Source organism: Alteromonas sp. MMG017 (genome assembly GCF_018100795.1).
Taxonomy (GTDB): Bacteria; Pseudomonadota; Gammaproteobacteria; order Enterobacterales; family Alteromonadaceae; genus Alteromonas.
The window spans coordinates 190,730-209,651 of the sequence record NZ_JAGJDY010000002.1; the positions used below are offsets into that span (position 1 = coordinate 190,730).

17 protein-coding genes and 4 tRNA genes are annotated in these 18,922 nt (G+C 43.5%); 12 read left to right on the top strand and 9 right to left on the bottom strand.

Annotated features, from left to right (window positions below; all coding sequences use genetic code 11):
• Positions 1-154: 154 nt before the first annotated feature.
• The 5 genes from J8L84_RS03210 to J8L84_RS03230 all read left to right on the top strand — a co-directional run bounded on the left by J8L84_RS03210 (position 155) and on the right by J8L84_RS03230 (position 2,262).
• Positions 155-231: transfer RNA gene (locus tag J8L84_RS03210), tRNA-Met, on the top strand.
• Positions 232-271: 40 nt separating this feature from the next.
• Positions 272-356 (top strand) — tRNA-Leu (locus tag J8L84_RS03215).
• 4 nt (positions 357-360) lie between these two features.
• Positions 361-436 (top strand) — tRNA-Gln (locus tag J8L84_RS03220).
• 41 nt (positions 437-477) lie between these two features.
• Positions 478-553, top strand: a tRNA-Gln gene (locus tag J8L84_RS03225).
• A 305-nt stretch (positions 554-858) separates the two neighbouring features.
• Positions 859-2,262: an alanine/glycine:cation symporter family protein gene (locus tag J8L84_RS03230; protein ID WP_211069436.1), complete on the top strand. Its 1,404-nt coding sequence runs from the start codon at positions 859-861 to the stop codon at positions 2,260-2,262.
• A 99-nt stretch (positions 2,263-2,361) separates the two neighbouring features.
• Here J8L84_RS03230 and J8L84_RS03235 read toward each other — a convergent pair whose 3' ends face one another.
• The 3 genes from J8L84_RS03235 to J8L84_RS03245 all read right to left on the bottom strand — a co-directional run bounded on the left by J8L84_RS03235 (position 2,362) and on the right by J8L84_RS03245 (position 4,593).
• Positions 2,362-2,979 carry a flavin reductase family protein gene (locus J8L84_RS03235; protein ID WP_211069437.1) on the bottom strand — a complete coding sequence of 206 codons (618 nt, stop codon included), beginning with the start codon at positions 2,977-2,979 and terminating at the stop codon, positions 2,362-2,364.
• A gap of 554 nt (positions 2,980-3,533) precedes the next feature.
• On the bottom strand, positions 3,534-3,707 hold the full coding sequence (locus J8L84_RS03240; RefSeq protein WP_167347515.1) for a hypothetical protein: 174 nt from the start codon (positions 3,705-3,707) through the stop codon (positions 3,534-3,536).
• Positions 3,708-4,041: 334 nt separating this feature from the next.
• Complete coding sequence (locus J8L84_RS03245; RefSeq protein ID WP_013784727.1) at positions 4,042-4,593, bottom strand: carboxymuconolactone decarboxylase family protein; 552 nt, start codon at positions 4,591-4,593, stop codon at positions 4,042-4,044.
• A gap of 156 nt (positions 4,594-4,749) precedes the next feature.
• On the opposite strand from J8L84_RS03245, the gene J8L84_RS03250 reads away from it, so the two are divergent.
• Entirely contained in the window at positions 4,750-5,331 is a 582-nt protein-coding gene (locus J8L84_RS03250) for a TetR/AcrR family transcriptional regulator (RefSeq protein ID WP_211069438.1), read from the top strand.
• Between the two features lie 465 nt (positions 5,332-5,796).
• Here J8L84_RS03250 and J8L84_RS03255 read toward each other — a convergent pair whose 3' ends face one another.
• Both J8L84_RS03255 and J8L84_RS03260 read right to left on the bottom strand, forming a co-directional pair.
• On the bottom strand, positions 5,797-5,973 hold the full coding sequence (locus tag J8L84_RS03255) for a hypothetical protein (RefSeq protein ID WP_211069439.1): 177 nt from the start codon (positions 5,971-5,973) through the stop codon (positions 5,797-5,799).
• Positions 5,961-7,217 carry an FAD-dependent monooxygenase gene (locus tag J8L84_RS03260; protein WP_211069440.1) on the bottom strand — a complete coding sequence of 419 codons (1,257 nt, stop codon included), beginning with the start codon at positions 7,215-7,217 and terminating at the stop codon, positions 5,961-5,963. The genes J8L84_RS03255 and J8L84_RS03260 overlap by 13 nt, the downstream gene beginning before the upstream one ends.
• 351 nt (positions 7,218-7,568) lie before the next feature.
• Between J8L84_RS03260 and miaB the strand changes: the two genes are divergently transcribed.
• The 5 genes from miaB (at position 7,569) to lnt (ending at position 13,101) form a co-directional block, all read left to right on the top strand.
• Positions 7,569-9,002: a tRNA (N6-isopentenyl adenosine(37)-C2)-methylthiotransferase MiaB gene (miaB, locus tag J8L84_RS03265; protein WP_211069683.1), complete on the top strand. Its 1,434-nt coding sequence runs from the start codon at positions 7,569-7,571 to the stop codon at positions 9,000-9,002.
• Between the two features lie 26 nt (positions 9,003-9,028).
• A complete protein-coding gene (locus tag J8L84_RS03270) occupies positions 9,029-10,141 on the top strand; it encodes a PhoH family protein (RefSeq protein ID WP_211069441.1) in 1,113 nt (370 codons plus the stop codon).
• Positions 10,138-10,605, top strand: a complete 468-nt coding sequence (gene ybeY / locus J8L84_RS03275) for an rRNA maturation RNase YbeY (protein ID WP_211069442.1) — start codon at positions 10,138-10,140, stop codon at positions 10,603-10,605. Before J8L84_RS03270 ends, ybeY begins: the two co-directional genes overlap by 4 nt.
• Positions 10,606-10,732: 127 nt before the next feature.
• Entirely contained in the window at positions 10,733-11,590 is an 858-nt protein-coding gene (locus J8L84_RS03280) for a transporter associated domain-containing protein (protein WP_013784735.1), read from the top strand.
• 5 nt (positions 11,591-11,595) lie between these two features.
• Positions 11,596-13,101, top strand: coding sequence for an apolipoprotein N-acyltransferase (gene lnt, locus J8L84_RS03285; protein ID WP_247670540.1), 1,506 nt, complete (start codon positions 11,596-11,598; stop codon positions 13,099-13,101).
• A gap of 239 nt (positions 13,102-13,340) precedes the next feature.
• Here lnt and pta read toward each other — a convergent pair whose 3' ends face one another.
• A complete protein-coding gene (gene pta / locus J8L84_RS03290) occupies positions 13,341-15,476 on the bottom strand; it encodes a phosphate acetyltransferase (protein ID WP_211069443.1) in 2,136 nt (711 codons plus the stop codon).
• Positions 15,477-15,525: 49 nt separating this feature from the next.
• Positions 15,526-16,707 (bottom strand): acetate kinase, encoded by a 1,182-nt coding sequence (locus J8L84_RS03295; RefSeq protein ID WP_211069444.1) that lies wholly within the window; start codon positions 16,705-16,707, stop codon positions 15,526-15,528.
• A gap of 528 nt (positions 16,708-17,235) precedes the next feature.
• On the opposite strand from J8L84_RS03295, the gene J8L84_RS03300 reads away from it, so the two are divergent.
• Positions 17,236-17,679, top strand: a complete 444-nt coding sequence (locus J8L84_RS03300) for an Hsp20 family protein (protein ID WP_057792724.1) — start codon at positions 17,236-17,238, stop codon at positions 17,677-17,679.
• Between the two features lie 101 nt (positions 17,680-17,780).
• Here the strand turns inward: J8L84_RS03300 and J8L84_RS03305 are convergent, their stop codons facing one another.
• Positions 17,781-18,170, bottom strand: a complete 390-nt coding sequence (locus J8L84_RS03305) for a DUF3224 domain-containing protein (protein ID WP_211069445.1) — start codon at positions 18,168-18,170, stop codon at positions 17,781-17,783.
• A 145-nt stretch (positions 18,171-18,315) separates the two neighbouring features.
• The gene (locus J8L84_RS03310; protein ID WP_211069446.1) at positions 18,316-18,861 is read right to left on the bottom strand and encodes an NUDIX hydrolase; all 546 of its coding nucleotides are present in this window, start codon (positions 18,859-18,861) and stop codon (positions 18,316-18,318) included.
• Positions 18,862-18,922 lie beyond the last annotated feature (61 nt).

The window sequence follows — 18,922 nt, forward strand, 5'->3', positions numbered from 1 at the left end:
ATATTTGATTAAATTCGCTGCACTTTGACTAGATTTTAGACCTGAACGCACAGATATTAGCCACTTAGAAAAAGTTCGTAAAAAAGGGGTTGACGGTCGCCAGTCATATCCGCATAATACGCGCCACTTCCTGAGAGGGAAAAGAAAAGCCGGAGGCTATGTAGCTCAGTTGGTTAGAGCACATCACTCATAATGATGGGGTCGCAAGTTCGAATCTCGCCATAGCCACCAATTTTTCTTTTTATCTAACTTCTCTTGAGGTTCTGACTGTGCGGGAGTGGTGGAATTGGTAGACACGCTGGATTTAGGTTCCAGTGCTTCACGGCGTGAGAGTTCAAGTCTCTCCTTCCGCACCACAGTTGGGGTATAGCCAAGTTGGTAAGGCAGCGGGTTTTGATCCCGCCATTCGTAGGTTCGAGTCCTGCTACCCCAGCCATTTTTTCCTAGTAATTGCGCTTTTGCTGCGTGGTTATCACTTGGGGTATAGCCAAGTTGGTAAGGCAGCGGGTTTTGATCCCGCCATTCGTAGGTTCGAGTCCTGCTACCCCAGCCATACATAAGAAACCGGTCCTTCGACCGGTTTTTTGTTTTCTGGCATAAATAAAGTTGTAATCTAACCACTTATTGCTGCTTCACTCTTTTTTCCCACATGCTACTATATTTGCTTACTGTGTCTTTTGAGCTCTTCTGCAAGATGCTTTCTTCTGCGGTGCTTTTGTTTAAGTACTTTCCATTGAAGTGCTTTAGATTAAATGTGCTCGAGATTCAGATATTAGCCTTTTAAGGTATTCGTCTTTACGCGAATAACAGCCTCTTTAGGATTTCTACGAGTCTCACAACAAAAACAAAGGAAAACGCGTGATATACGACTTTGTCTCGGCGGTGAATAACGTCTTATGGGGTAACGGCCAAGTATTAATTATAATGCTATTGGCGTGTGGTATTTGGTTTACCGTTAAATTAGGTGGTGTTCAATTACGTCATTTTGGTCACATGTTTTCCTTATTGAAAGGAAGCAATAAATCCTCAAAAGAAGGTATTAGCTCTTTTCAAGCATTATGTACCAGTTTATCAGCCCGAGTAGGCACAGGTAATTTAGCCGGGGTGGCGGTGGCTATCTCACTTGGTGGCTCTGGCGCTATCTTCTGGATGTGGATGATTGCCATATTAGGTATGGCCACAGGCTTCGCAGAAAGCGTTTTAGGGCAATTATATAAAGTACGTGATGAAAACGGTGAGTTTCGTGGCGGCCCTGCGTATTACATTAAACAAGGCTTAAATAAAACCTGGTTAGCCGTAGCTTTCTCTTTATGTCTTTTCTTCGGCTACGGTTTTGTATTCAGTGCGGTGCAAGCGAATACCATCACTGATGCACTTAACAACGCTTATCAATTCCCCAGCGAATATACGGGCATAGCCATTATTGCCTTAGCCTCTTTAATAGTAATAGGTGGCTTACGCGGTATTGCCAGGTTTGCTGAATTTGTTGTGCCGTTTATGGGTATTGGTTATGTATTAGTGGCATTGGGAATTACCTTTATCAACATTTCAGAACTTCCTGCCATGTTGATGGACATCATTAAGTCTGCATTTGGACTACAAGAAGCAGGCGCGGGCGCATTAGGTGCAGCCATTAAAAATGGTATACAACGAGGGTTATACTCAAACGAAGCCGGAAGTGGCTCTGTGCCCCATGCTGCGGCCGGTGCGGTGCCAAACCCCAACCACCCAGTGTCACAAGGCTATATTCAAATGCTGGGCGTGTTTTTAGATACTATGGTGCTGTGTACCTCTACCGCATTTATCATTCTGCTTGCAGGCGGGTCTAGCTCTGACCAAATGGAAGGGATTAGGTTAACCCAAGATGCAATGAGCAGCCATTTAGGCGAAGGGGGAACCGACTTTGTCGCCGCCGCCATCAGCTTGTTTGCATTTACATCGGTTGTAGCCAATTATGCCTATGGCGAAAGTAACTTACACATGTTCAAGCTTGATAACCGTGCTGGGCGAGCCGCCTACACGATAGGTTACTTGGGTATGATTTACTGGGGTGCGCAAGCAGCTATGCCACAAGTATGGGCCATGGCCGATATGGCATTAGGGTTAATGACGGTTATCAATATCACCGCCATTGTATGGATGACGCCAACCATCGTGTCTATCAGCAAAGATTACTTTGCGAAACGCGACCGCGGCGAAAAAGTAGAATACAAAACCGGAGACTGTGAAATTCAGGGTAAATCTGAAGACGGTATTTGGTAAGCGGAACTTTTTGGATCGTAATCTAATCTTTGAAAAATATATCGCAGTGGCTACTAACTCAAAACAGTAGCCACTGCTTTTTTATGTCATAAGCCCAATTTATTTTGGCCTGAACAGTTCAAACATATTGCTGCTATCTACGGTGAAATAATCCCCTGCTCCGCCACCGCGCATAACCGGTTCTGCTTTCAAGGTTTTATACACACCCGCTTCAATCATGTTTTTTTGAATATGCACGCCAACAACCTCTCCCATTACAAACCAACTTTCACACAAGCCACCTTCCGCATTTTTTAGCTGTACGATATCGGTAAGCTTGCACTCCATGCTAACTGGGCTTGATTTCACTCGCGGCACATCGACAATGTGAGATGCGACGGTATCCAAACCAGCAAACGTGAACTCATCTTCATGGGCTGCTAATGGTGCACTGGTTTGATTCATAGCCTCTACCAACGGCTTGCCGACGAGGTTCCAACAGAACTCACCAGTGTCTTTGATATTTTTAAGTGAATCTTTATCACCCACACTAGAAAAGCCGATGATAGGTGGCGTGTAATTAAGCGCGTTGAAAAAACTATAAGGCGCTAGGTTTAGCTTACCGTCTTTACTTTTAGACGAAATCCAACCAATGGGCCTAGGCGCAATAATGGCGTTGAAAGGATCGTGGGCTAGACCATGCCCTAATTTAGGTTCGTAGAAGTGAATATCAGACAAGAATGTTCCTTAGCAATCATGGTGGTTAATTAACTAACTCTTTTACCATTGTGAGTATAGCGGCTAAGGTGTTCAAATTGCAGTAGTGAGTTTAGGCTGGCTGTGAGTTTAGGCCGCTTATGGGTTTGGCAGCTTATAAGTTTATGGATAACTAATTTACATAACTTGACAGGTATGGTGACTTTATAATTACGATGTATTACGTGTTGGTTTGTCATTCAGATGAATCGCCAAAGCACTAAATCATTAAACAATCACATACAAAAAACGGCGTTAAGCCACGCTTATACGCCGTTTTGTATTCTTATGAATTAATGCAACGAACTATTTTTTCTTCGCTTTTTTAAGTTCTTTCTTAAGTTTTTTAAGCTTACCTTCTTGCTTAGAAATTTTAGCTTTAGTTAGTTTGATTTCTTGTTTAACTTTCTTAGCTTTAGCCATTGGAAATATCCTTTTATTGCTATTGGTTATTGAGTGAGGAATGCTAGGCAATATACGCTCACTCGAAGTAATCACTGCTTTAAAAGCAAGTGCATTATTCGTTTCGCAAACTACTAATCCGAAGACTTGGCTTTTTGCGCTTCAGTGAATTCTTTAATAAACCGCCTGATCTCTCTTGCCGCTGTAGTATCAAGCTCTTCACAGAGATGAATAAAGTCGGCACGCTCTTGATCGTTAATGCGAATAATCAGCTGACTATTCTTTTTTTTATTCTTTTTCTTATCCAACGTAAGTCCTCATCAAGAGCGATATTGTCTTAAAATGTCAGCCCGTATATGTCAGCCCGTATATGTCAGCCCGTAAATGCCAGAAGATATTAGTTCATGCGATTTATGGCTATACAGCATATAGCATTTGTATATACATTTTCAATATTTATTACTGCTGTATGACACTCTTGTTTAACTGATATAGCAAAATACGAGAAAACTAGACGTAAAAAAAACGGCCTATGATACACAAAGGCCGTTTCTTGTATGCGTATGTTCTACATGAACTTGCGTAAAACCATCGCGATTTTATTACTGGTAGAAAGTTAGTTCTCTCTACCTTTTCTCTACCTTATTTAGGTTCCCAAGCAAACGATTTAAATGCATCGTCTACAGGGGTTTCAGCTAAGTGGTTTGTGTAGTTACTCATCACTTTTTGCGCCAAAATTAGAATGATTTCTAATAGTTGCTTGTGTGCATAACCCGCATCGTAAAACGCTTTAAGCTGTGCATCATCGATATGACCGCGACCACGCGTTACTGCTAGTACGGTATCTTTCAATGTGTTTAGCTTGGCATCAGAAAGGGTTTCGTCATTACGTAACTCTTCAATTAGCTCATCACTTACTTTCATGCTTTTAGCAATACCGGTATGCGCTGGTACGCAGTAATGACACGCATGCTCTACGTTAACCGCTTGCCATACTACAGTAAGCTCTTCTGCATTGAATGACGTATCTTGTGCCAAACCGTGAAGTACTTGATAACCTTCAAGCAACGTTGGCGCTTCCGCCATTACTGCATGCAAGTTAGGGATCATACCGAAAGCTTTTTGAGAATTCTCAAGAAGTGGTTTAGCTGCTTCTGGTGCGCTATCTGCTGTGTGTAATGTAAAATCGCTCATGTCACTCTCCTATTGATGTGAACTGAAAACCAGTAACAAAAATTGATAATAAATACTGATTACGTTTTGATGTAATACAATATAGGTTTACTTGAACACTTGTTCAAGTCATAATTGAACAAGTGTTCAAAACATTCGAATATAAGGTATACCAGAATGAAATATGTAGAGTCTGAAGTGATTGAGAAGGCCACCACGCTTTTTTGGCAAAAAGGCTTTCAGGCTGCTGGTATGCGCGATATTCAACAAGCCTTAGATATGCGACCGGGTAGCATTTATGCGCGCTTTAAAAGTAAAGAAGGTTTGTTCCAACTGGTAGTGGAAAAGTATGTAGACAACACTCAGCAGAAACTCAGCACGGTTATTAATGCTGATACTCCTCTTGATGCCTTACGTGCTTTTTTTGTTAGCGAGCTTATTAACCCTGAAGAAATGCGCTTTCAACGCCAATGCTTATTGATTAAGTCTATTACCGAATTAGAGATGTTGGGTGAAAACGGAAAACAGTCTGTGCTTGATGGCATGAGTACCTTGAAAGCTTGCTTCAAATCGATTGTAGAAAAGGCCGTTCAAACTAATTCACTACCTTCAAGTACACCCGTTGATAAAGCCGCGGATTGGTTACAAAACCAATTTGTAGGGCTTCGCACTTTTGCCTTAATGCAAAGTGACAATCTCGCCATTGAATCTATGATTGATAAAGTACTCATCGACCTTAAAACATCTTGGCCTGAGTAATTGGTGCAGAAGGTAAGCTTGCATTAGAAACCTCACACAACATAGGTGCTGTGGCAGAGCGCCCATGGGTGGGTTTGCGCTCGTCTCTGAATGTTAGCTATTCGCTCGGTATATCTGGGGCATTGTGAGAGCTTGCATTAGAAACCTTCCACAGCATAGATGCTGTGGCAGAGCACCCATGGATGGGTTTGCGCTCGTCTCTGAATGTTAGTTTTTAGCTCGGTGTATCTGGGGAATTGAGAGAGCTTGCATTAGAAATGCATCCTTAGCACGGATGCTAAAGCAGAATACTTTTGGGTGGGCTTACTACGTACTTCTGAATGTTAGCTATTCGCTCGGTATATCTGGGGGCATTGTGAGAGCTTACATTAGAAACCTTCCACAGCATGGATGCTGTGGCAGAGCGCCCATGGATGGGTTTACCGCGCGTTTCTAATGCAAGCTCTCACAAGGGCCACGTAAAGACTAGCTAAACATCATGCGAAGAAGTTGTGCTACCAGTAATATGCCCATTAGCGGCCAAATCCACTTCGCCCATTTGGCGGTGTCTTCGTCACTAATGCGCATTTTAGAGCGCTCGATAAGCGGTATCACTATAAAAAGTGCGCCGAACAGTACGGCAAGTATTATTAAAACTTCCATTCTCGCATCCCTATCGCATATTTAAGTACTTCCCGTTTGGCTGGCTCAAACTGCTGAGCTACAGAAAGTAATTGGTTTCTTAACCATTTAATGGGGCCAATATCGTTACTAAACAAGCCATAGAAACCATCCATAGCAGACATCATTAACCCGTTATCACGCCGGCGCGGTTTTTCGTAGTTTGTTATTAAACGCTTTTTAAACTCTAGCGACGTTAAATCGATACCTTCGGCAGTCACCGTCAATAAGGTTTCAACATCTCTAAACCCTAAATTAACGCCCTGCCCTGCTAATGGATTGATGGTATGCGCCGCATCGCCCACCAAAATAACGCCGTCGATAACGTAACGGCTAGCATGCGCTCGGGTTAACGGGAATGTGGCTTTGTCTATTACCGTGAAGTCGTTACCGTTTTTTAAAAGCTCACTAGGAAATGCATCTACAATGGCTTGCTTTAATTGTGCGTCATTTAGCGTTGATAACCGTTTTAGTTCATCGGGTGAGTCGTACCAAACTAACGAGGCGTAATTGTCGAACATTGGCAAAAAAGCTTTAGGGCCATCAGGTGTAAATTCTTGCCATGTAATGGCATCTACCGGATTTGTCATTTCGATGGTAATGCCCATGGCTTGTTGACTATATTGCCAACCAGATACGCCAATATTCGCAGCCTGTCTAACTTGCGAAGCCGCACCATCGGCACCTATTAACCACTTTGCGTGAAGAGTTTCGCCGTTATCAAGACTAAGAGTGGCGGCATGGTTTCTTGAAGCATCAGAATCAACCGAGCTATTAACCGAGTCACTAACCGAGCCACTAACCGAGCTATTGCAAAGCTTGATATTGGTAACTTTACAGCCAGTAAACCAGGTAACGTTATCAAACGCCTTTAGCGCTTGATGACAACCTAATTGCAATAATCGGTTTTCAACAAAAAAACCTAACTGGGGCACATCGATACTTTGCGCGGTAAAGTCTGTTCGATGGGCGGGGTCATCCCATACACTCAAGCCGATATAGGGTTTAACGCGCATTGCTTGAATATATTCCCACGCGCCTAACGAAGTTAGTAAGGAGACAGACGCATCACTAATGGCTGAGACTCTCAAGTCTGGCTTACTGGTTTCGTCAAAGCCTTTGGGCAAGTGGGGTTCAATTATAGCGACGCGGTATTGCTGCTTCGCTAAACCTAATGCAAGCGCAGCCCCCACCATGCCACCACCATTTATACAAAAATCATACATACTTTAAGTCTCTTTTGCTGACCCACTAACTTACTCGCTTTACACTAATGAATAATACGAATGTGAGCCCAAATCCGTTCGCCTTTTCATTTATTAATATCTTCTGCTTCATGCTTTATATCCGCCACACCGCCCTTGCAAGATGGCAGTGCATTAAATTCCGGCGAATGTGGGTGAATACACTGGGCATTCGACGTTATAACAGGTAAAATACGCGGCTATTTTGAACATCTTCCCAAAACTGCAGTGGCAGGCTTTGCCAGAAATTACACCTAACCTAGTTAGCGTGTGGCATTTTCAACCGCCAGTCAATTGCTTACGGGAACTCTATCAGGTTATCGACTAGTTGTTATGACTAAAAAGCTGTATATCAAAACCTGGGGCTGCCAAATGAACGAGTATGACTCGGAGAAAATGGCAGACTTACTCGACTCTACTCATGGCTATTCTGCAGCAGAAACTGCGGAAGAGGCTGATGTCATCTTGCTTAACACCTGCTCTATTCGTGAGAAGGCGCAGGAAAAAGTGTTCCACCAGCTTGGTCGTTGGAAGAACCTTAAGCAAGATAAACCCGAGCTTATTATTGGCGTGGGCGGATGCGTAGCTTCTCAAGAAGGTAGCGTTATTCGCCAGCGTGCCCCTTATGTTGATTTAGTTTTCGGCCCGCAAACATTGCACCGTTTGCCCGAAATGATTAACCAACTTAAAGGCGGCGAAAAGTCGGTTATCGACGTGAGCTTCCCTGAAATTGAAAAATTCGACCGTTTACCTGAGCCTCGTGCTGAAGGCCCAACGGCGTTTGTTTCTATTATGGAAGGCTGTTCTAAGTACTGCACATTCTGCGTAGTACCCTATACCCGTGGTGAAGAAGTAAGCCGTCCGGTAGATGACGTACTACTAGAAATTGCCCAGCTTGCCGGTCAAGGTGTACGTGAAGTTAACTTGTTAGGCCAAAACGTAAACGCGTTTCGCGGTGAAAACCACGATGGCACCGTATGTCGCTTTGCCGAGTTATTGGAACTTGTTGCAGCTATCGACGGTATCGACAGAATTCGTTATACCACGTCGCATCCGGTTGAATTTACCGATGATATTATTGACGTGTACGCCACTATCCCTGAGCTTGTTGATCACCTTCACTTGCCTGTACAAAGTGGTTCAGATCGCATTCTTAACTTGATGAAGCGTGGTCACACGGCCATTGAGTATAAGTCTAAAATTCGTAAGCTTCGTAAAGTTCGCCCTAACATTAGTATGTCGAGCGATTTCATTATTGGTTTCCCAGGTGAAACCGATGCTGACTTTGAAGCCACAATGGACCTTATTCAGGCCATCGATTACGACCTAAGCTTTAGCTTTATTTACAGTGCTCGCCCTGGTACGCCAGCGGCCGACGCAGTAGACGATGTAACCGAAGACGCGAAGAAACAGCGCCTGTACTTGTTGCAACAACGTATAAACCAACAAGCGTTGCGTATAGCCCGTAACATGGTAGGTACCGAACAGCGTATTTTGGTTGAAGGGCCTTCAAAGAAAAATCCTATGGAGCTTTCTGGCCGTACTGAAAATAACCGCGTAGTAAACTTCGAAGGTACGCCGGATATGATTGGTGAATTCGTAGACGTGAAAGTGACAGACGTATTTTCTAATTCATTACGTGGCGACGTTATTCGCCGTGAAGATGAAATGGGCTTGCGTGTTGCCGTTTCGCCCCAATCTATTATGGCTAAGCACGAGGCTGATTTGCCTGACGCAATAGGCGTAGGTCAATTCAACCCAGCATAAATAGTAAAAGTGAGGAATACAGTAGTTTGAGTACATTGGTAAGTAATGAATTTGATTTGGAACCGGCAGACACAAAACGTTTGTCTAACTTATGTGGGCCGTTTAACGACAACATTAAGCAAATAGAGCGCAGGTTGGGAGTAGAAATTACTTACCGAAATAATGCGTTCAAGGTGTTAGGTGAGCCACGCCAAATTCAGAGCGCCACTGAATTACTTAAACAGCTGTATGTAGAAACTCAGCCAGTAAAAGGCCGCTTGCCTGAACTTGAACCTGAGCAAGTGCACTTGGCTATTCAACAGGCCGCGGCTTTAGAGCAAGATACAGGGTCAGGCGCTGGCGATTTCGGTAAAGAAGTCCACATTCGCACAAAACGCGGCGTTATTAAGCCTCGTAATCCGAATCAAGCTCAGTATGTGGCGAATGTTTTAAACTACGACATCACCTTTGGTGTAGGCCCTGCTGGTACTGGTAAAACGTATTTAGCCGTTGCTGCAGCCGTTGATGCGTTAGAACGCCAAGAAATACGTAGAATACTACTTACTCGCCCTGCGGTAGAAGCGGGTGAGAAGTTAGGCTTTTTGCCAGGCGACCTTTCACAGAAAGTAGACCCTTACTTACGCCCGCTTTACGATGCCTTGTTTGAAATGTTAGGTTTCGAAAAAGTTGAAAAGCTAATGGAACGTAACGTCATAGAAGTGGCGCCATTAGCCTACATGCGTGGCCGTACGTTAAACGATGCCTTTATTATTTTGGATGAAAGTCAAAATACCACGGTTGAACAAATGAAAATGTTCTTAACCCGTATTGGCTTTAATTCAAAAGCGGTTATTACCGGAGATATCACACAGGTAGATTTACCTCGTGGTGCCCGTTCTGGTTTACGCCACGCCATCGAAGTATTGGATAATGTTGACGATATTTCGTTTAACTTCTTCAACGCTGAAGATGTGGTAAGACATCCTGTAGTTGCTCGAATCGTGCGTGCTTATGAGCATTATGACGCCGAGCAAGAGCGTGTTCGCAAAGAGAAGAAAGAGGAAGCCCTTCGTCTTCAACGTGAACAAGCTGATGCTAATGCCTTATCTGGTAGTTCATCTAATAGCACATCTGCACAACAGAATAGCGATAGCCAGTGATAGCCATTGTAGATTACCAGCAAGCCTATGAAGCTGATGAGGAAATGGCTAAGGCCATTCCCTCTGTTGAGCAAATTGAAACCTGGGCTAATGCGGTACTTGTGGCCGAAAACACGGGCGAGCAAGAAGTTACCGTACGTTTCACCGATGATGAAGAGTCACAAACACTAAACCATGAATACAGAGGTAAAGATAAGCCGACCAATGTGCTGTCTTTTCCTTTTGAAGTTCCACCCGGCATTGAAATGAACTTGCTTGGCGATTTAGTTATTTGTGTGCCTGTGATCATGCGTGAAGCAGAAGAGCAAGACAAAACACCCACCAACCACTTTGCCCATATGGTCATTCACGGAATATTACATCTTCTGGGATACGATCACATAGACGATGCAGATGCTGACATTATGGAAGCAAAAGAAATTCGTATATTGGCATCTTTAAATATTGGTAATCCTTATCAATAAAACCCAATAGCGCCAACAAGTTACACTTGGGTAGTTGCGTAATTTACGTGCAAATAAACAATAAAGCATTGACGCCCCTCCCCAAGACATTTAACGTTGACGTTGTATCAATAAATTAGCGGACATTATGAGCGACGATAATCCTCACTCTACCAACGGCTCCCAAGGAAAAAGTTGGTTAGACAAACTTAAACTTTCTATCTCTGGCGAGCCGAGAAGCAAACAAGAACTGGTTGAAGTTATTACTGAAGCCGAGCAGAACGAAATCATCGATCCCCAAACCCGGGAGATGATTGAAGGTGTAATAGGTGTCAACGAAATGCGAGTTAGGGATATTATGATCCCACGCGCGCAAATGACGACCATAGACGTTGAAAAAAACGTTGATGAATTCCTACCTGTTGTGTTGGAATCAGCCCACTCCCGCTTCCCCGTTATTAGTGAAGATAAAGATCATATTGAAGGCATATTGCTTGCTAAAGACTTACTGAGCTATGCGTTTAACCCAGAAAAAAGTCTTAATTTACGCGATATCTTACGCCCTGCCGTGATTGTGCCGGAAAGTAAGCGTGTAGATGTACTGCTGAAAGAATTTCGCCAACAACGCTATCACATGGCCATTGTTGTGGATGAATACGGCGGTGTATCTGGGCTTGTTACCATCGAAGATATACTAGAGATTATTGTTGGTGAAATTGAAGACGAATACGATACCGAAGAAGACGGTACCGATGATATTCGCCCACTGAACAAATCGACCTATTCAGTTAAAGCGTTAACGCCTGTTGACGAATTTAACGCCTTCTTTGAAACCAAATTCAGCGAAGAAGAAGCCGATACCATTGGCGGTATTGTGCTTAAAGCGTTTGGGCACATGCCTGAAACGAACGATGAAGTTACCATTGGTGATATTCACTTTAAGGTAACCAACTCTGATAAACGCCGTCTTATACACCTTAAAGTGTCGGTGGCCTCTCTGGAGTAACTCCGTTGAAACGGTTCATTCCTTATTTACTGCTTTTACTAAGCGGCGCTAGCTTAACGCTGGCGTTTGCCCCCTTTGGTATCTGGCCACTTGTTATCCCCGCGTTTGCATTGGGTATCCGGCAAGTGATGAAACTTACGCATCGCCCTTTTTTAGCTGGCTGGTTGTTCGGACTAGGCTGGTTTGGAGCAGGCATTAGTTGGGTACATGTAAGCATTGCCGATTTTGGTGGCTTACCGCTAATTGCATCCATAGGCCTCATGGTTTTATTATGTAGCTACCTTGCGTTGTTTCCGGCGCTTGCATTCAAGCTTACTGCTCGCTATTTCCCTCATCGTCTTTGGCCATTGGCTTTACCTTTTTTCTGGGTATTCGCAGAATGGTTACGCAGTTGGTTATTAAGCGGTTTTCCGTGGCTTTCTTTAGGCTATAGCCAAATCGATAGTGCTCTAGTGGGTTGGGCACCCATCATTGGTGAAACCGGCATGACAGCCTTGCTGGTTATCGGTGCGAGCTTGTTTGCCGTGGCGCGTACTAAACGGCATTTCACCGTTGCGGTAGTGGTTAGCTTTGTGTTGTATATTAGTGGGTTTATTGCCAATCAGCATACATGGGTTGTGCCTAAGCAGCAGTATAACGTTGCGATGGCACAGGGTAATATTGCGCAGTCTTTGCGATGGGTACCTGAACAAGACCGCCCTACCATGGACCGTTATTTAAACCTTACGGAACCGCTGTGGGATAACGACCTGATTATATGGCCTGAAGCAGCGGTACCAAAATTAGAGCCACTTGCGTTAGATTATTTAACCCAAGTCAATGCTCGCGCCTTTGCCGAGAACACAGCGCTTATCACAGGTATTGTTAATTTTAATTGGGAAACCGACGAGGCGTGGAATAATTTAATAGTACTGGGTAAAAGAACACCCGATGCTACAACGCCAGATTATCAGTATTTCCATAACAACCGGTTTGCTAAACACCATTTATTACCCATTGGTGAAATCGTGCCTTTTGAAGATTGGTTACGCCCCTTAGCGCCTTTGTTCGATTTACCGATGTCTTCCTTTGCAAGAGGTGATTTTCAGCAAGCCAATCTTGTAGCCAACGGTATCCATTTGGCGCCGGCAATATGTTTTGAAATTGCCTTCCCAAGGCAAGTAGCGGCGAATATTTACAACAGCACCGACATGATAATTACGGTAAGTAACGATGCGTGGTTTGGTCATTCTCATGGCCCAGCTCAGCATTTAGACATTGCCCGTATGCGGGCCGCCGAATTTGGGCGCCCTGTGGTGCGTGCTACCAATAATGGCATCACCGCTTTTATTGACCACAAAGGTAATATAACTGCACGGTTACCTCAATTTGAAGCAGCCAGTTTAACGGCTCCTGTGTTGGCAACCTCTGGTTTTACGCCTTATTACCTGATTCAAGATTTAGGCGTGTGGATGCTTGTTTTGGTATTTGTCTTTATTGCTTTGTGGTTAAGAAAGCGTTCGAAGGCTTAGTATGCAAACCATGCGCTAGTCGCCTTTTTTAGATTTAGACGACAAACTTTGATTTATTCGGCAAGTTGAGTGGACGAACTAAAATTCAAGCATAAAAAAACGGCGCTTCATGCGCCGTTTTTGTACGTGTAACTATCAAATTATATTGTCAAAAACTAATACAACCTTAAGCGAATAAACAGCCTTGAGCTAATAAACAGCCTTGAGCTAATTTAAGAGCTAGCTTAAACACACCCTAACTAATTCGCGGCCTGAATAGCAGTTAACGCAATAGTAAATACAATATCATCTACTAATGCCCCACGGCTTAAGTCGTTGACTGGCTTGCGCATGCCTTGCAGCATTGGCCCAATACACACCAAATCAAAACTACGTTGTACCGCTTTGTAAGTGGTGTTCCCCGTATTCAAATCCGGGAATACAAACACATTGGCTTTGCCCGCAACTGGGCTATTTGGTGCCTTACTGCGCCCTACACTTTCAATGGCTGCTGCATCATATTGAAGCGGCCCATCAATCAGTAAATCTGGGCGAAGTTTTTGCGCTATTTCCGTTGCTTCACGTACTTTTTCAACATCACTGCCTGCACCTGATGTACCGGTAGAATAACTGATCATGGCCACTCTTGGTTCAATACCAAACATCTGCGCCGAGGTTGCAGACTGAATAGCAATATCCGCCAGCTGCTGGGCGTTAGGATCTGGGTTTATCGCGCAATCGCCATAAACCAAGACTTGGTCTGGCAGCAACATGAAAAATACCGATGATACTAACGACGCATTTTCTGCTGTTTTTATTAACTGCAGTGCCGGACGAATGGTATTCGCGGTAGTGTGAACAGCGCCAGAAACCAAACCATCAACATCACCTTGCTGTAACATCATAGTACCTAAGGTCACGTTGTCTTGTAGCAGCTCACGGGCAACCACATCGGTAACACCTTTGTGACCACGAAGCTTCACTAACCCAGCCACATAGCCTTCTTGAATGGCCGCAGGTGAAACAATCTCAACACCGTCGCCCAATACTACACCTTGTTGCTGTGCCACTCGTTGTATTTCGTTTTCATCACCAATCAATACAGGGCGCGCTAGCCCCCGTTTGGCACATATAGCGGCGGCAGCCACGGTACGGGGTTCATTACCTTCAGGCAGTACCACGCGTTTATTAACTTGGCGCGCACGATTGGTAAGGTAATAGCGAAATGCAGAGGGAGAAAGTTTCTTTTGACGAGATACTTTTTCGGTAAGCGAAGATACCCATTTGGCATCTAAACTTTCAGCCGCATGTACCATCACTTTTTCGATACGCTGACTATCATCCACCGGCACTTCTTGATTGAACGCGTGCAGGTTCTGTGCGGTTTGCCATGTATTAGTATTAACTAGCATGACAGGCAAGCCGGTCTCCAGTGATTGGCTACATAACTGCTTTATATTTTCATCTGGTTGATAACCACCAGTTAGTAACAGTGCGCCTAACTTGGTGCCATTTAACGCCGCTAAGCAGCAAGAAACAAATACATCACCTCTATCACCAGACATCACTTGCAGTGCACCTGGCTTTAGGGTGTGTGTCATATTATGAATTTCACGAGCAGCAAAGGTAACGCTACTTAATCGACGTGAAGCAATATTGCCTTCGTTAATTAACGTTGCATTTAAATGTTTGGCAATATCGATAGCACGAGGAGACATGAGCTCGGCATTCCAGTCAATATTTCCTAACAGGGTTAAGCCTTTTGCAAATATAGGCAGCTCACGCAACGCTTTGCTGCGTGTTTCATCGTGCTCTGGCGCTTCTAGCACACTTAAATCGGTACGTAGTTGGCCATGTTCGTCGTAAGGCGCGTTTACTTTGTTAAATATGCAACCTACTACCTTTTTACTTTTATGGCCGCCGTAAGCGTCTACCACTATTTCAAGGCGATGGTTAATATCAACAGGATCATCGTTTCCTGGCACGCAAACAAACACAATATCGGCATCTAAAGCGCGACTAATTTCAAGGTTCAATCGCTCTGCGTAGGGGTGATGGCGAGTTGTTACCAAGCCTTCGATAACGGCTACGGCATCGGGTTCTTGATGCGCCTCAAAGCGCTCTATAATCTCTTCAAGTAATTCATCAGTATTGTCGCTACTGATCATTCTCTCTACTACGTTCAGGTCAAACGGCGCAATAGGCTTAACGCTACAGTGGTGGCTAATAATAGCTGTAGAGCGCTCTTCACCGGTATCGCCTCTACGAGGCTGTGCTACAGGTTTAAAAAAATTCAGTTTAATGGCTTGTTCTTCTAATGCACGAACTAGCCCAATGCTGACAGTAGTTAACCCTACGCTAGTGCCAACGGGGATCAGCATAATACGGCGTGACATAGTTGCTCCTAAAGCAAAGACAATTTACGCAAAAGTTTATCCAAAAAAGCTAGACAAATTTCGCAGCTTCGGCGGCGATAACCCACTCTTCGTTAGTGGGTACGATTAAAACAGGTTTGGTGGATGAAGAAGACGCTATATTTCCTTTTGCACCAAAACGCATAGCCTGATTACTTTGCTCATCTACCGTAAAACCAAGGTGAGAAAAATAACCCATAGTAGTGGCGCGAATGTACGATGAATTTTCACCAATACCACCGGTAAACACTACAGCATCTAATGACGGCACCGCTATCATGTAACTAGATATATACTTGGCTAAGCGATAACAGAACATTTCAAGGGCTAATAATGCACCTTCATGCCCCGCTTCTGCCGCTTCTTCTAAGGTACGGCAATCGTTACTTAGTTCCGAAATACCTGCAAGGCCAGATTCTTTATTAATTAGTGCGTTGATTTCAGCAGCAGACTTGCCTAGCTTTTCTTGTAAAGTTCCAGGAAGGCTAGGGTCGATATCGCCGCAGCGCGTTCCCATCATTAACCCTTCAAGCGGTGTAAACCCCATGCTGGTATCTACCGCTACCCCTTTTTCAATAGCGGTAACACTGCAACCATTTCCTAAGTGAGCACTAATAATACTGGTTTGACCAACCGGCTTATTTAGCAATTGCGCAGTGCTATCTAGAATAAACTTGTGGCTAGTACCATGGAAGCCATATTTGCGCACGCCATGCTGCTCGTACAAGGCTTTAGGCAGTGCATACATGTAGGCACGTTTAGGCATTTGCTGGAAAAAAGAAGTATCGAATACCACAACATGAGGTAAATCTGGGTACGCAGCTTGGGCAGTGGTGATGCCTTTCAGATTAGCTAAGTTGTGCAGCGGCGCCATACTCGCATATTCTTCTACCGAGGCTAATACGCTATCGTCAACTAACGCTGCTTCTTTAAAGCGCTCACCACCGTGAACGACTCGATGACCCAAAGCAATTGGATTAACACCTGTACTGGCAATTATGTTTTGAATTGCTGCCAACGCTTCTGCATGAGAGGCATTAGCGGGTAAGGTTTGCTTTTCTTTTTGACCGTTTAATTTAAACGATATGCTTGCGTCATCATTCCCTAAGCTTTCTGCAATACCACTTAGGCCAGCTTCACCTGTGTCGGCATCGATAATAGCGAATTTAACTGACGAACTACCGCAATTTAAAACAATAACTTCTTTTTTCATTCGATTTCTTGAGTTTGATTAAGTAACAAAAAGAACGCTAAGTGTAGCATTTATGTACATAAATGCTTACTTAATACTCTTTAAAGTAGATGGCTATATTACTATCCCATAAAACCCAAATACAATTAATTATCATTTAGTTCAGTAATTAGTAAAGGCCGGCTTCGTTTGGGTGCATACGAAAGCTTGCTGTTGATTGAATGGTTCTTTTTATTGAAAGGAACAAACTGAAGAAAGGAAAACTAAGTGGATAGTAAAAGCTTACGCAGGGCGCTTGATTTATTTAAACTCGGTCGCACTTGCCTATTTCTGGTAACTAATAAATACATAGTGTTGATACCGGTAAAAACTAAGGCGCTTTTGCATTTCAAAATAAATTTTAAAATTTTTTGAAAAAAAGCCCTTGAAAAGAATTTGAGCCACCCTATATCTATTATGTCGACGCTGAAAGATCAGGTTGACAACACCGCCGCCGAATAGTCGGGGCGAATTATTTTTAACATATTGCTAAATTAATAGGATATGACTATGCGTACTATCGATCTATCTCCACTTTACCGTTCATTTATTGGTTCTGACCACTTAGCTTCACTTGTTGACGCTGCTTCTCGTGCTGAAAAACAAAGTACTTATCCCCCTTACAACATTGAATTGCTTGGCGATGATAAATATCGCGTCACAATGGCGATAGCGGGTTTCAGTAAAGATGACGTGTCCATTGAAGTTCAAGAAAACACTCTAGTGATAACAGGTACACGTAAGCCGGAGGAAAAAGAATCCGCCGAACGTAAGTTTCTTCACAAAGGAATATCCGAGCGTAATTTCGAAAGAAAATTTCAGCTTGGCGACCATGTGAAGGTGTTAGCTGCTGATATGGAAAATGGGTTATTGCACATCGATATGGAGCGGGTCATACCCGAAGCTAAAAAACCTCGTCAAATTGAGATTGGTTCTCGATTAATAGAGAGTTAAACAAAGCTTTTAAAAATCGTTTCCCTGGTTTTGGACGGCGCTGAAAAGCGCCGTTTTTTCGTTTACACCTAATGTGTAAGAAACTAGGTTATCGGTAAGATTTATTCGGTAAGATTAATTGTGTAGTTCGCTTTACCGCCTTCAGCAGACTCGAAGGTTCCTGAAATATTGCAATTAGAAAGCTCACCCGTTGCACTGCCTTCAATTGATGAAAAGTTGCTGCTGGCAATGCCATTCACAAATTTTCCATCATGTTTAAATGAAATTGTGCCGCGACGACCGTCTATAACCCCTACAAAACTCTCGAATCCAACGAATAGCGCCAACATTGATGTCTGATATGACATGAGAAATTCAACGTCGCTTTGCCCCGCCATGCTGCCTTCATAAGCTTGGGTAATGCTAGCATGGGTTTGCTTAACACCTTCTCGTTTTTCACTTAGTATATTTTCATCCCACCCCGTAATGGAAAATTGCCCATTGCAGTTCATTGTTCGCTCCAAAGAAAAAGTGTGGTCACACAATACAAGTGAGTTCGATACCGTTCAACATAAAATTGTTACACGCTGTTACAACCAATAATCAGAGTGTTACAACCAATAATCAGAGTGTTACAACCAATAATCATAGTGTTAACTAAATAAACCCTTTTAATCGAGCAAGTCCGAACGCATTGCAGGTAGATGCATCTTTAATCGTACCTTCAGCTATCATTGATTCTAATTCTTTTAAATGTACAGGTATGATTTTTAAATCCTCTTCCTCTACGTCTAACTTTTGCTCGCCCTGCGTTAACCCTTTCGCGACGAATATATGATAACCCTGATTGCAAAAGCCATAGGCAAGGTATTGAAAACCTACATAATGCATTTCGCTGGCAGTAAACCCTGTTTCTTCTTTTAATTCGCCGGCTGCTAACACTTTAGGATCGGCGTCGGGGTTGTCTTCCCACGCACCTTGTGGAAATTCTAGCAATCGCTGTTCTACTGTGTACCGGTATTGTTCAACCAAATAAACAATATCACCATCGATGGGAAGAATAATCGCAAAATCTGGCTTTTCAACTACACCGTAAATACCTTCGTTTCCACTTGCACGACGAATTTTATCTTCACGCACTTTAAGCCATTTATTTTCATAAACCACTTTTGACGAAAGCGTTTGAATATCCTTATCTGACATAATAGCGCCCTTTAGTAAGCCCCAAAAATCCAGTGTACAAGCGCCTATAGCAAGGAGCAAC

Coding starts and splice junctions, on each gene's coding strand:
- J8L84_RS03245 (WP_013784727.1), bottom strand. CDS start 4,593: ATGAGCGATTTTACATTACACACAGCAGATAGCGCACCAGAAGCAGCT.
- J8L84_RS03250 (WP_211069438.1), top strand. CDS start 4,750: ATGAAATATGTAGAGTCTGAAGTGATTGAGAAGGCCACCACGCTTTTT.
- J8L84_RS03255 (WP_211069439.1), bottom strand. CDS start 5,973: ATGGAAGTTTTAATAATACTTGCCGTACTGTTCGGCGCACTTTTTATA.
- J8L84_RS03260 (WP_211069440.1), bottom strand. CDS start 7,217: ATGTATGATTTTTGTATAAATGGTGGTGGCATGGTGGGGGCTGCGCTT.
- miaB (WP_211069683.1), top strand. CDS start 7,569: ATGACTAAAAAGCTGTATATCAAAACCTGGGGCTGCCAAATGAACGAG.
- J8L84_RS03280 (WP_013784735.1), top strand. CDS start 10,733: ATGAGCGACGATAATCCTCACTCTACCAACGGCTCCCAAGGAAAAAGT.
- pta (WP_211069443.1), bottom strand. CDS start 15,476: ATGTCACGCCGTATTATGCTGATCCCCGTTGGCACTAGCGTAGGGTTA.
- J8L84_RS03295 (WP_211069444.1), bottom strand. CDS start 16,707: ATGAAAAAAGAAGTTATTGTTTTAAATTGCGGTAGTTCGTCAGTTAAA.
- J8L84_RS03300 (WP_057792724.1), top strand. CDS start 17,236: ATGCGTACTATCGATCTATCTCCACTTTACCGTTCATTTATTGGTTCT.
- J8L84_RS03305 (WP_211069445.1), bottom strand. CDS start 18,170: ATGAACTGCAATGGGCAATTTTCCATTACGGGGTGGGATGAAAATATA.
- J8L84_RS03310 (WP_211069446.1), bottom strand. CDS start 18,861: ATGTCAGATAAGGATATTCAAACGCTTTCGTCAAAAGTGGTTTATGAA.